Here is a 13901-nt window from a genome sequence, read left to right on the forward strand (position 1 = left end):
TTGGCAGTAGTATGCAATAATATAGCGTTAAAGATTGTAGCGTGAAGGAGAGACTGGCGATGGATGACTATCAGCAGTTAAAGGGCAATTACCTGAACGCGATTATAAATACCTTCACGCAGGGGCTGCGCGCGCTACCGACAGACGCGGTGACGCGGGTCAAGAATTTTCTGGTGGAGTATCTGGGGAAGCCAGAGCAGCCGGTTCCGTTTGGGGGACGAGAGCGCGATTTCAGGCAACTGGACGACTGGCTTGAAGATGCTCTGGAGCCTCCCTATTTATTGTTGGCAGCACCGGCGGGCCGGGGAAAATCGGCGTTACTTTTGCGCTGGTGTCAGCAGCTATTCAAGCGGCGTGACCTGGCGATCGTCTATTTTCCTGTTAGCATTCGCTTTCGCACCAACCTGGCGGGTGTTACCTTTCCGGCGCTGGCGACGCTGCTAGCTACTTTGCACGGAGAGCAAATCCCTAAAGACCCTAACCTATCAGAAGAATTCTGGCGCAGCTTGCTCAGCGACTATATAATGCGCCCGCTGCCTGATGGGCGCAGGCTCCTGCTGGTGCTGGATGGTGTGGACGAAGCGGCAGACTGGACTGCTGGCCCTGAGCTTTTCCCCGATAATCCCCCGCCAGGTTTACGCATCGTCTTATCGGCGCGCTTACTGGCCAATGACCAGGGAGCGAGCAACTGGTTACAGCGCCTGGGCTGGACTCGGGCAGGACTGGCCCGAACACTGGAACTCCTACCGCTGGATCGTCCGGGGATTGCCAGTGTTTTGCAGCAGATGGGCTTTCCCCTGGACCTCCTGAGCGCACGCTTCGACATCATCACCGAGCTCTACCGGCTAAGCGAAGGCGACCCACTGCTAATCCGACTGTATGTGGACGATCTGTGGAAGCGCGGCGACGCCGTCATGCATTTTACGCTAGAAGATCTGCGTGCTATTCATCCCGGCCTGGAAGGCTACTTTGAACGCTGGTGGAAGGAGCAACGCCAGTTGTGGAGTCAGGATGCTCCACAACGAGAAGCGGCGGTCCAACTCGTTTTAAACCTGTTGGCCTGTGCACTGGGACCGCTGAGCAAACAAGATATTATGAGCCTGGTGATAGAAGATGCGCCATTCAGCGATAGCGAGTTGGAGCAACACCTCTCTCCCCTGGCGCGTTTTGTAACTGGCGATGGCATCCATCAGGGGTACGTCTTCAGCCATCCACGGCTGGGCAACTATTTTTACGAGGAACGGCTTAGCGATGTAGAGAAGCAAGAAATTGAACAGCGCTTCCTGAACTGGGGGGCGCAAACACTGACGGCCCTCAACGAAGTGCGCCTCATGCCAGAGCAAGCCTCGGCCTACATTGTACAATACTATGGTGCGCACCTGGAACGCACACAAGCCAACGCTGCCACACTCCTCACGCTTGTCAGCAACGGCTGGCGGCGCGCCTGGGAAAAACTGGATCGGGCCCAGGCTGGTTTCCTGGGAGATATAGATCGTGCCTGGCAAGCAATTAAGCAGGTAGATCTTGAAGCAACCAAAGCCGGAGAGCGCGCCCCCTACGTAGGGGAAGAAATACAGTGTCTTTTGTGCCAGGTAAGCGTCAATAGCATGACGAGCAGCATCTCAGCCAGACTTATGTTAGAGGCAGTAAAGACGGGCACCTGGACTCCTGCGCAAGGACTAGCCTGTCTCCGCCTGATTCCAGACCTGGCTACACGAGCGTCAGAACTGGTCGCACTCGCCCCTTATGTACAGGAGCCAGTAAGGACAGACATCCTGCACGAAGCCCTCGACACCACCTTAAGCATTAAAGACGAATATACACGCTTCGACACCATGATCACAATGGCTCCTGGTCTATCGGAAGACCTCCTCTTCCAGATCCTGGACACCACACTCGCCATCGAAGACGAAGCGGACCGCGCTGGAATCCTGGCTGAACTAGCTCCCAGCCTGGCACCCTATCCAGTACTACTAGATAAGGCTATCACTCTAGCAAAAGAGATCGAAGACGAAGAATACCAGGCGCTAGCCTACGAAGGACTAGCAGCACATGGTAATGCAAAGCAGCAACAGAGAATCTTAGAACTGGCCCAGGAGATCAGAGAAGAGAGATATAAGGTTCCCGTGCTGATCGCGCTGATCCCACACATGCCTGAAAACAGTTTACCCACCATCCTCGAGCAAGCCAATAACGTACTGGATGGCCTCTCACGCATGCGGCTACTGACCGAACTAATCATATATCTACCCGAGCAATGGAGAGCGGAGGCGCTAGCCGCGACCTGGGAGTTGGAGCAGAGCATTGACGATCACGACTACCGCATTGAAGTGCTGGTCAAGCTCGCTCCCTACTTAGCAAGTAGCCAGATCAAGTTTGCCCTGCACGAGGCACGAACGCTCTGGGACGAAAGAGCAAAAGGCCAGTTATTAATGGCCCTCGTGCCTTACATAGCAGATGAACTGCTGTCTGAATTTTTGCAGACCATACTGGCAATGAAAAGCGACGAAGAATGCAGCGCCGTCTTATTGCCGCTACTCCCACGCCTGGAAGAAGAACAGCTGGCGCAGGTACTCGAGCGTGCACAAAGCATATGGGACGAAGGATGCCGGGCCAGCTTGCTGGCCGCAACGGGTCCCTACCTGCCCGAAAAACTGCTGCCGCGATTGTTTGAAATACTGCACACCTTAGGCGATCCAGGTTACTGCGTCTGGCTGCTCGCAGAACTAGAAGGTCCATTACAGGGAAAACTAGCGGACAAGCAATACAATATCAGTGCGGTTTTCCAGGCCATGACAGGCCGAGAAGAACGGTTACAGACACTGCTAGCCATCGCACCACGTTTATCTGATGAAGCTCTGGAAAGACTGTTCAATTTTATGCTGCCAGAAATCTTTGACTTTACCTGGCAGGTACACAGCGAAGAGCGCAGCGCCAACATCCTGACCAAACTAGGACGACGGCTACCCAGAGAGCGCTTAGACAGAGCCCTGGAAACGGTACAGAGCTTTTTCAACGAATCTTATCAGGCGCAAGTGCTGACAGAGCTTGCCCCACGCCTGTATGGCAGCCTGCTTACCAAAGCACTGGACATCGTCAGAGGAATGAAAGAGAGAGACAAACGCGCCCAGGTCCTGGAAGTGCTGGTCTCTACACTGCCAGAAGAGCGCAAAGGCGAGCGAGTACAAGAAATCCTACAGGTGCTTCAACTCATCAAAGACGAAAACGAACGCACCAGGCTTATTGTTGCCTGCCTATCTTTGCAAACAACAACGCTGCCACCCGAGCAGGAAGAGATAATTCTGAACTCCATACAGACATTAACAGAGACGCGCAATCAGGGAAGGGGATTGCAGATATTGGCCGCCCACCTGCGTCCCGAGGCATTTAAGCGCGTATTGAGCATCGTCGAAAACCTGAGAACGGGCGAAGAGCAGGCGCAAGCCCTGGAAGCACTGGCTCCATACGTGCCAGAAAACGTATTCGCCATCTTTTCGCGCCAGATATTCGCCCTCCAATATTCGCGTTGGCGCACCACGATCCTGGCGAAAGCGGCGCCCCACCTGGAAGAAAAAACGATCGACAGCCTGATGGAGATGGCATTTCTCGTCCCAAATCAAGAGTGGCGAGAAGAGATCTTAGAAGTGCTGGCTCCATACATACCGGAAGCATACTTCAGGCCAGTGTGGGAAAGCGCACTATCCCTGAACAATAGAGGACGGCAATTCACGATCCTCAAGGCGCTGGCGCCGCGCATACCCGACAATTTCTTTCCTGTCGTATGGGATGCAATCAGCGTCGACGGAGAAAAGAGCGAGCAATGGTGGATCTTAAAAGCGCTGGCCCCGCATCTAACAGAAACGATTTTCATGCAGACATGGGAAGCAGCACTGAACATTGAAAATGCCTCAATGCGTGCACAAGCGCTGTATATCCTTGCCCCATATCTACCAACGCAGCAGATAGCGCAAGTATGGCACATAGTATCAAGCTCAACCAGTCCGCGTCACTACTGGGGATTGCTGGAGAGACTAGCGCCGCGCGTGCCAGAAGAACACATGGCGCGCTTTTTCGATCTCGTACAGGGCATCACCCAGGAAGACCTGCGCATCCAGGTCCTGAGTTCACTGATCCCTCGTTTGCCAGCAGCGCTATGGCTACAACTGTGGGAAATGCTACCAGGATTACGGACCGAGCAATCAGTAGCCAGGCTTGTTGTAACCATGTTGCCCCGCGTCTCGGCCGACACACTATCCTTTGTCTGGGACATATTACGAGAGATAGACAACAGCGAACAATGGATATTTGCCGCTAAAGCATTCCTACCATATGCGACGCCGGAACAGATCGCCGACATCCTCAAGAGAGTGCTGACCTTGCCATATGGTGACCAGCAAGTCAACATACTAGAGTCCCTGGCGTCCTACCTGACAGAAACGCAGAACATGGATACCATAAAGGTCCTGTTAGCGCTACAAGAGCAGGAAAAAGGCATTGCCCCAGAGGGGCTCGTGTTAGTGCTACAAGAGCAGGAAAAAGGCCTCGCCACATGGGGGCGCGTGTCCTGGAACAGCAGATGGCGAGTGAGGTTACTCGCAATACTCATGGCTCATCTACCTCGGCAAAGCGTGTCGGAACTGATACCAATCCTCTTCGCGATGCTGCAGAACCTCAAGGCTGAAGAAGATCGAGTATGGGTACTGAAGAAACTGGCTGTAGCCCTGCCTGAAGAGAGCCTGGAAGACGTATTGGAAATGATCTGGGCAATGACCAGCCGTTACCACCGGGAGCAAGCCCTGAAAGACCTGCAGCGCTCCACCTCTGCAACTGGCCGGGCAAAAATCCTGGAAGCAGCCCTGGCACAGATGCGAAAGACAGAAGACGTTTACGTTGCTATACAGGTTCTGCAAGAAGCATGTAATGGATGGGGGCAGACCGAGCGCATACTACTCTCTCTCATCTTAAACGAAGCCCTGCATCTGCTGGCACGCCAGACGAGGAGAGAAGCATTACCTCGCCTAATTATGCTGTTGCCAGCTATTGCAGCAGCAGGCAACGAGCGAGCGCTAATGGAAGTAGGAAAAGCAACTTTGGAGATTGGTTCCTGGTGGCCTTGAGTGTAGGGGTCATTACCTCAGGAATCAAGCAGGCTTGCAATCATAGGCTTGAGAATTTAAGTTTTCTGGTAAAATAAGAAAGATAAAAAAATGCCAGCCGATAGGAAAAAGCCAGTCAGATGCAGCGAGAGCAAAAGCCAATGATGAATATACAAGAGCAACGGCCTCGTATCCAGGGATTGAGCACACGCGAAGTTGAGGAGCGGCGCGCACGCGGACTAGGATGTGTGCCGCCCCCCGCCACTGGTCGCTCATACCTGCGGATAGTACGCGAGAATGTACTGAACACAGTCAACACTATCCTCTTCTCTATCGCGCTGGCTCTTGTTGTGCTGGGACAATACCTGGATGCCTTAATCTCAGTTGGTGTGATCTCATTCAACATGATCATCAGCCTGATTCAAGAAGTGCGGGCGAAGCGGACACTTGACCGTATTGCTTTGTTAACGCGTCCGAAGGCATTGGTGCTGCGTGACGGACGAGAGCAACTGATCGAGCCAGAGGCACTGGTAGTCGGTGATATTCTGGTTATGCGTCCCGGCGATCAGATCATCGTAGATGGACCACTGGTAGGAGATGGATGTGTTGAGGTTGATGAGTCGTTGCTGACGGGCGAAGCGGATCCCATGACCAAGCGCGAAGGGGACAAGCTCTACTCAGGTACATTTTGTGTCACCGGTCGTGCATATTACCGAGCGGAACATGTCGGGATACAGAGCGTCGCAGGAACGCTAACCGTCCGAGCCCGAGCCTACCGTGCAACATTTACGCCACTGCAGCGCGAAATCGCCCTGATTATCCGCACCCTACTTTTCGTAGCCATCTTTCTAGAAATACTGCTGGCAGCTGCCGCAACCATCAGTGTTATTCCTATTGTGGAAACGGTACGCATGGCCATGGTCATCATAGGTATCGTACCAAACGGATTATTCCTCTCCATTAGTGTAGCCTATGCTCTGGGAGCCGTTCGCATTGCTGGTAAAGGGACGCTGGTACAAAAATTCAACGCCATCGAATCGCTTAGTCACGTTGACGTGCTCTGTACTGATAAAACGGGAACACTGACCACAAATACACTTGAACTTGCAGCTTTGCACCCCTATGGCATCGACGAAGCCAGGTTACGGCTCCTGCTGGGAAGCTACTGCGCGCACCTCTCGAACCAGAACGCGACCAGCACAGCCATCGGAGCCGCATGCTGCGAGCAAGCCCTGCACGAATTATCCGTGTGGCAGGAGATCCCATTCTCTTCGGCGCGCAAGTGGGGCGCACTGAGAATGGCTGACACCGCGATGGAGGGGACATATGTGCTAGGAGCACCAGATACGCTCCAACCATATCTAACCACCGACGCAGACCTGGGAACCTTTCTCGAAACAGAGACAAAGCAAGGACGACGCGTACTTCTCTTTGTCCACGCTGATGAGCCCATGTGCCAACAAGCGTACAAAGGTGAAGCCTACTTGCCCTCCGATTTGAGGCCACTGGGCGCAATCAGCCTGCGCGACAAATTGCGTCCCGAAGCGCGCGAAACGCTGGAGCAATTTGCCACGTTAGGAATACAGATCAAAATCATCTCTGGCGACCATCCCCAGACAGTAGCAAGGATCGCCCAACAACTTGGACTGGAAGACAAGGCCAGTCCCCTCTCAGGAGCAGAACTCGACGTCCTGGACGACGCACAGCTCGCGCAGCGAGTAGAAGAAACAATGATCTTTGGTCGTATTACTCCTCAACAAAAGGAGCGTATCGTGCAGGCACTACACCGCCGCAACCACTATGTGGCCATGATCGGAGACGGCGTAAATGACGTCCTGGCGCTCAAACAAGCCAAACTAGGCATTGCTATGCAGAGCGGTAGCCAGGCCACGCGAGGGGTAGCCGATCTGATATTGCTCCACGACACATTTGCCTCGCTACCGTCAGCAGTACACGAAGGGCAACGTATCCGCAACGGCATGCAAGACATCCTGAAGCTCTTTTTAGCGCGCGTAGCCTCCGTCACGCTCCTTCTCATCTCGATTACCTTTATCGGCGGTATCCCTTTCCAGCCCCGGCAAACCTCACTGCTCACCTTCTTCACGGTAGCAGTACCAACACTAGCGCTGGCATACTGGGCTCGCCCCGAACGCATTCCGAACGAAAGCATAATTCGTTCACTGGTTCGCTTCGTCCTACCTGTCTCCATAACGATGTGTCTGATCGCTATTGGCGTCTACCTTAGTGTACTGATTCCTGCCGCACTCACATCCCCGGTACCGACCAACCCCTATCGCGAGGGACCACTACCATTGGCGCAGACAGCCATGACCATATTTCTCGTGTTCTGCGGGTTCCTGCTCGTGCTTTTTGTCGAGCCCCCGAACCGCGCCAGACCGGGACAGAAGGGACCATATAGCAACTGGCTTCCCACTCTGATGGTGTTGATGCTCCTCATCTGTTTTATCGGCGTACTATCCATTTCCTCATTGCGTACACTATTCAACCTGCAGGCATTAAGCCTTGTTGCCTACCTGTTAATTAGCGCAGCCACACTGCTCTGGGCGGTACTGATGTGGATTATCTGGCGTTTCCATCTCTTCGAGCGCTTATTTGGAAATACCGAGGAATGACAGTAGAGGCTAATTGAGAAGCAACCCAAGCTTCTCTGGATACCCTGGAGTATTCAGTCGTCTTTGCTTACGCATTGTGTTTTCACTTCTCAGTTCGAGGGTTCTCATCCGGAAAATTTTTTTGACACATCAGAAATTCATGATATAATCAATAAAACATGGTTTGCTGATGTATGCAAGTAGAGGGATAGAGATAGATGATGACACACCAATCGAGATAAGCAGTGATGGCGTGCCAGACCTGTTCCGACCGAACTGAAAAGGAGAGCTTGCTTGTCACGCATTGCCATTGTACCCTGCGACAGGATGATTCGATTGCGACACCATTCCAACAAGGAGGCCATCTATGTTCTCAGTCCTTTTTGAGGTCCACCCGAAATCAGATCAATGGGACGCCTATCTAGGTTACGCCAAGATGCTCAGGCCAGAGTTAGAGCAGGTAGACGGCTTTGTTGACAACATCCGCTACAAGAGTCTTACCCGACAGGGATGGATTCTGTCGCTGTCGAACTGGCGCGACGAGAAGTCGGTCGTCCGCTGGCGCACTCGCATGCGGCATCACGAGGTGCAGGAGAAAGGTCGCGGTGAAGTCTTTCTTGATTATCATCTGAGAGTCGGCCAACTGACACAAGACACCAGGTTGTGCCCGACGGCTATGCATTGCAGGAACAACGACTGGACGAGACGGAGACAGGTGAGGGCACCACAGTCACGCTGATTGACGCCAAACGGCCGCCCGAATGGGTGAAGGAGGCCAGTCCTGAAGATGTTGCTCAATGGTTGGGCCTTGCACCTCATGCCTCTGGTTTTGTCTCCTGGGATGTATTCGACGCCGTCCTGACGCCCGGCGATATCGTCCTACTCGTGTGCTGGCGTGATCAGGCTGCCGCTATAGCCTTTGAGGAGATGGTTTTATTGCAGGATCGTGCAAGGCTTCGCCGCGTTCGGATTGTGCGTGACTACAGCATGTTTGATCGGCGCGAGGCCCCGCAATACTACCCTGACGTGAGAAGCTTCCGAACGGACCTATCCAGCGAGTGAAATAAGACGATACAGGCTAATCCTCTTATGAAGGAAACCGAAAAACAGATGATTTAGACATGCATGGCCATAAGACTTGCTATTATTCCATTCCTTGTCACTTATCCGCGCAAGATCTCTTCAGTTCTCAATATGACAGCGCGAATCCAGGCATAATCATGGTCGCGTTTGATATAGTAGACACATTGACACTCTCCCGGCTAAAGCCAGGGAGATTCTTCTTTCATCCATCCAGCTTGCCCCATGGTCTTGCAACCAGGAAGTAGAGGCCAGGTGTCCAGAAGCGTTTTACGCACTCAGCGGTACGTTGGTTCCTGCCTGCCCGGCAGTACCGTCATCAATAGCTTTCTTCAGGATGTTGCGCGCCGCATTTTCATCGCGATCCATGACCAGCCCACAACTCGGGCACACATGGGTGCGCACACTCAACGACTTCTTGACCAGCGTTTTGCACTGCGAACAGTGCTGGCTGGTGAAACGCGGCGCTACCTTGATAATCGGGATAGCATGCAATGTTCCATAATAGCTCACCCAGGCCAGGAAGCGGCCCCAGGAGGCATCACTGATCGCTTTGGCCAGGTGCCTGTTGCGAACCATGTTGGCGATCTTCAAGTCTTCAAAGGCAATCAGGTCGTGAGACGTGACGAGCGCGTTTGCCTGCTTTCTGGCAAAATCTTCACGCTGCCTCTGCACTTTCAGATGCGCCCTGGCTAACCTCTTGCGGGCCTTGAGCCGGTTCCTTGAGCCTTTGTTCGTGCGCGAGAGCCGACGCTGCAGGTGTTTCAAGCGCTTCTCGGCTTTGCGCAGGTAGCGGGGATTGTCGACGGTGGTGCCATTAGAGTCAGTGGTGTAGGCATTCAGGCCTACATCAATACCCACGATCGCCCCAGTTGGGCGATGCTCAATCACCCGCTCCGCCTGGACACAAAACTGGATAGAGTATCCATCCGCTCGTTTGATCAGACGGACCCGTTTGATCTGTGTGATGGGAAAAGTTTCAATGGCGCGCGTGCCGACCAAACGCAAGCGTCCAATGCCGCAGCCATCCTTGAAGGTGATATGGCGCCCATCGGGCTCGAGCTTCCAGCCGGACTTTTTATACTCGACACTGCGGGTGTGCTTCGCGAATTTCGGGTAGCCTTTCTTGCCTGGTTTCCTGGCTTTGCAGTTGGCGTAGAACCGGGAAATCGCCGCCCAAGCGCGATCGGCTGCCACTTGACGAGCGGTGGAGTTGAGCTGATTGGCAAAGGCGTAGTCGTGAGCAAGGATCGCGCAATACTTCTGCAGGTCATTCTGTCCCATGCCACGCACATCCATCCACAAGCGCAGGCACTTGTTGCGAATAAACTGACAGACCCGAATGGCTTCATCAATGGCAGCGTATTGTGCTCTGGAGCCAGCGAGCTTGTATTCGTAGGTCAACATGGGTGCCTCCTTGCGTTTGCTGTGGTGTTGTGCGATAATTATACATCACAATTATGATGCATGTCAAGGAGAGAAAAAGCAATGGAGAAGATGGTGCGAACCAATCTCTATCTACCAACCTATGTACCAATTTAAAAAGCTAAAAATCATCAAACGGGGGCTTTCTCGCTCGCTTTTTGTAAGTGAGGGCAGATCGGGTCGTCATGCCGAGAGGTATGCTCCTTGGCGGTGAGCCTCTTCTTTGGTATACTTCCTGGTGTTGGGAGGAATTGAAGGGTTGTTGGGAACAATGCAGATACAAGGAAGGTCCGATGGGAAGAGCACCCCTTCACGCCCTGATCTGGTCCAAAGAGCAGCGCCTCTACGAGTTGTACACCCAGGGTCAGATTGAGCAACGTTTTCAACCAGCGGAGGAAGCCGCCTGGCTGGCCTGGCTCCGCGAGGTGTCCGCCTTTGCTTTCCACGGCAAAGGCGGCTCGCTCAATGTCTACCTGGAGAAGAGGCCACGTGGAGGTGCGTACTGGTATGCCTACCATACCAAAGAGGGCCGCACCCGCAAGCGCTATCTCGGACAAACGGAAAGCCTCAGGCTCTCGCGGTTAGAGGAGACGGCGCGCTCGCTCTTGCACGCGCAGCCGCCTGCGACCACGACCGAGCAGGGGATGATGCTGCTCTCCAGCCGACTTGCTCCGCCGCGACTGCCGAACGCCCTGGTGGAGCGCGAACGCTTGCTGACTGCCCTCAATGAGGCGCTTTCGACACCGCTGACCTTGCTCTCTGCCTCGGCGGGCTGGGGCAAGACCACGCTGCTCTCGGTTTGGGCGCGCCGGCAAAAAAAGACGCAGGTGGCCTGGCTCTCGCCGGACGAACTGGACAACAGCCCGACACGCTTCTGGGTCGCGCTGATCGCGGCCCTGCGCCGCTGCCCTGATCTTCCAGCGAACTTTGGGGAAAACGTGGTGGCACAGTTGCAATCGCCCCAGCCACCGCCGTTTTCCTCCTGTCTTTCCGTGCTTCTCCATGAGCTGGAAAGCCAGCAGGTGTATCCTACTCCCATCGTCCTCATTCTGGACGATTATCAGGTGATAGAAGAGTCGGTCATTCACCAGAGCATGGCCTTCTTCCTGGAGCATCTGCCCGCTCATCTGCATCTGATCCTCTCCAGCCGCGTGGACCCAGACCTGCCCCTTGCGCGTCTACGAGCCCACGGGCAGTTAACCGAGATTCGTGCGGACGAGCTGCGCTTCCAGGAGGGCGAAGCGAATCAGTTTTTGGACAAGATGCTCTCCCCACCGCTCTCGGAAGAAGAGTTACAGCGGCTGGTGAGCCGGACGGAAGGCTGGATCGCTGGTCTGCACCTGGTCGCGCTCACTATGCAGAAGCGTGAGGATCGCACAGCATACCTTGAGACATTGACCGGTAGTCAGCGGTATCTGCTGGACTATGTGCAGGAGGACATCCTGGCACGTCTGTCCCCCGATACGCGCGACTTTTTACTCCATATCGCCATCCTCTCGCGTCTGGACGCTGCTGTGTGCCAGGCCGTCACCGCCGCACCAACGAAGGCGGTCAGTCAGCACATGCTCGCGTTGCTGGAGCGAGCGAACCTCTTCCTGGTGCCCCTGGATGAGGAGCGGCGCACCTATCGGCTGCATGATCTCTTTCGTGAAGCCCTGCTCTCGGCGCTCTACACCAGCCAACCAGAGATGGTGTCGCTCTTGCACCGCCGGGCCGCCGGCTTTTATGAGGCCGAGGGGCAGTGGGCCGAGGCCATTACCCATGCGCTTGCCGGAGCTTCCTTCTCCACGGCAGCGCGGCTGATGGAGCAGACCGTCGAGCAGTTCTGGATGCGTGGAGAGGCGGCGACGATGGCGTGCTGGGTGCTGGCGCTGCCTGATCCGCTGGTGCGCGAACACACAGGCCTGGCGCTCACCACAGCGCTCTACCTGCTCCACCCCGTCACCTATTCGACCCGTGAGCAGCGCGAACGTCGCCACCAGCAGGTGAGGCAGCTCATGGCGCGGGTCGAAGCCGCCCTGCAGCATCAAGCGAACGAGACCAACCAGGAGATCCTGGCTACACGCGCAGGCTCGGCCTTTCTCTCCATCGATCTGGAGGCCCGCGAGGCCTCGGAGGCTCTGCTGCATCGGCGCCTGCGCCTGTTACGTGCGGGGATGACCTTGTATGAGGCGATAGAGGCCTCGGCGTATGAGCGCTTGCCCGCCCTCCATCAGGAGATGCAGGAGCTTGACCAGGACGAGGAGATCATCTGGCACATGCTCCCGCTCTTCTGTAACGTCGTCTACTACACGGCCCGGCAAGAGAGAGCGAAGCTTTTGCCGCAACTGCTGGACGCCAGAGAACGAGTGCGCCGGGCGGGAAGCCACTTTGCGGCTACCAGAGTCATACAGTGGTTAGTGCTCTCGGCAGAAGAGGCAGGACAGTTGCGCCTGGCCTATCAGGAGAGCCTGGCTGCCCTCGAACTGATCGAGCAGACGGCGAGCTATGCTCTGCTTAAAGGGTACTTTAAAGATGTCCTGGCGATGGTGTTGTACCAGTGGAATCGGCTGGAAGAGGCGCGTGGCTGGCTGCGAACAGTCATTCAGGATGCTGCTACCTGGCAACAGAGTGATTTACTCCTGTCGGGATACATCCACTTGATGCGAGTCGAGTTGGCGAGAGGAGACCTATCTGCTGTCCAGCAAGCGCTGCAAGAGATTGAGCAGATGGAAGGATATCACCGCCGGAACTGGCTGCCCATCATGCGGGCACAGTGGTGGCTGGCCCAGGGACAGATGAAGGAAGCAACCGACTGGGCAGGGAGCATGGTCTTTCCAGAAGGGGCATGGGAACGCAGCCTGTATGACGCTTTCCCGGTCGTGATGCGGGTGTATTTTGCAGAGCTTCGTTGGACAGAGGCGCTGGGGTTGCTGGAGCGCTTTAGCGGGGGTCTGGGTCGTTCGGCCAACAGCAGGATCACCCTCACGTATCTGGCCCAGTACCTGGTGGCGCTGCACCACGCAGGCCAGAACGAGCAAGCCCACGAGGTCGCGGCGCGCCTGTTTGTCTTGACCGAACCAGAGGGCTACCTGCGCGTGTACCTGGACGAAGGCGAACCGATGCGCCAGGCACTTGAGGCACTGCTCACTTCGCACTCCCAGCAGCATGAGTTGGCTCCCTCCACCAGAGCCTCCATCTCAAAGCTGTTGGTCGTTTTCGAGCAAGAGCGGCAAGGCGCAGGCACATCCCTGGCGGCACCCACTCCCAAGCCTGCTCTTTCCTCTGAGCAGCAGGCATCGGCTGTTTTCTCCGCGCCGGGTGCTTCCCTGACCCGGCGTGAGCAGGAAGTCTTGCGCCTGCTGGCCACCGGAGCCTCCAATCAGGAGATCGCCCAGACTCTGGTGATCGAGCTGCCCACCGTCAAGAAACATGTCAGTAACCTGCTCGGCAAGCTGCGAGCCTCTAGCCGCACGCAGGCGATTAGCCGGGCACATGCCCTCTCACTGCTCTAACGAGATTCCTCCCAACAGGTGGCCTTCCTCCTCAGGCAACTACACCCTTTGGCATACTTTTGACGACTGTGCAATGGCTCGCGTTTTGCTATACTTTGTGAAGACGCGACGGAGAGGCAATGGTGATTTTCCATGGTTCGCCTTTCCAGGCACGGCGCGGAGGCCGTGAAACGCGAGAGATCAGCGGAGGAGGA

4 protein-coding genes and 1 pseudogene are annotated in these 13901 nt (G+C 55.3%); 4 read left to right on the plus strand and 1 reads right to left on the minus strand.

What is annotated here, in order from left to right; all coding sequences use genetic code 11:
* Window positions 1–59 precede the first annotated feature (59 nt).
* The 3 genes and pseudogenes from JMI88_RS31930 (at window position 60) to JMI88_RS40940 (ending at window position 8770) form a co-directional block, all read left to right on the plus strand.
* Window positions 60–5117, plus strand: coding sequence for an AAA family ATPase (locus tag JMI88_RS31930; protein ID WP_201366100.1), 5058 nt, complete (start codon window positions 60–62; stop codon window positions 5115–5117).
* 119 nt (window positions 5118–5236) lie between these two features.
* The gene (locus JMI88_RS31935) at window positions 5237–7729 is read left to right on the plus strand and encodes a cation-translocating P-type ATPase (protein WP_201366101.1); all 2493 of its coding nucleotides are present in this window, start codon (window positions 5237–5239) and stop codon (window positions 7727–7729) included.
* 346 nt (window positions 7730–8075) lie between these two features.
* Window positions 8076–8770: pseudogene (locus JMI88_RS40940) on the plus strand (antibiotic biosynthesis monooxygenase family protein).
* Between the two features lie 288 nt (window positions 8771–9058).
* On the opposite strand, the gene JMI88_RS31950 reads toward JMI88_RS40940, so the two are convergent.
* Complete coding sequence (locus tag JMI88_RS31950; protein ID WP_201366104.1) at window positions 9059–10195, minus strand: RNA-guided endonuclease InsQ/TnpB family protein; 1137 nt, start codon at window positions 10193–10195, stop codon at window positions 9059–9061.
* Between the two features lie 311 nt (window positions 10196–10506).
* On the opposite strand from JMI88_RS31950, the gene JMI88_RS31955 reads away from it, so the two are divergent.
* Window positions 10507–13707, plus strand: a complete 3201-nt coding sequence (locus tag JMI88_RS31955) for a DUF6788 family protein (protein ID WP_308438874.1) — start codon at window positions 10507–10509, stop codon at window positions 13705–13707.
* Window positions 13708–13901 lie beyond the last annotated feature (194 nt).

The organism is Dictyobacter formicarum (genome assembly GCF_016587435.1).

Excerpts from the sequence above, each read along its gene's own strand:
- JMI88_RS31930 (WP_201366100.1), top strand. The coding sequence starts at position 60 with ATGGATGACTATCAGCAGTTAAAGGGCAATTACCTGAACGCGATTATA.
- JMI88_RS31935 (WP_201366101.1), top strand. The coding sequence starts at position 5,237 with ATGCAGCGAGAGCAAAAGCCAATGATGAATATACAAGAGCAACGGCCT.
- JMI88_RS31950 (WP_201366104.1), bottom strand. The coding sequence starts at position 10,195 with ATGTTGACCTACGAATACAAGCTCGCTGGCTCCAGAGCACAATACGCT.
- JMI88_RS31955 (WP_308438874.1), top strand. The coding sequence starts at position 10,507 with ATGGGAAGAGCACCCCTTCACGCCCTGATCTGGTCCAAAGAGCAGCGC.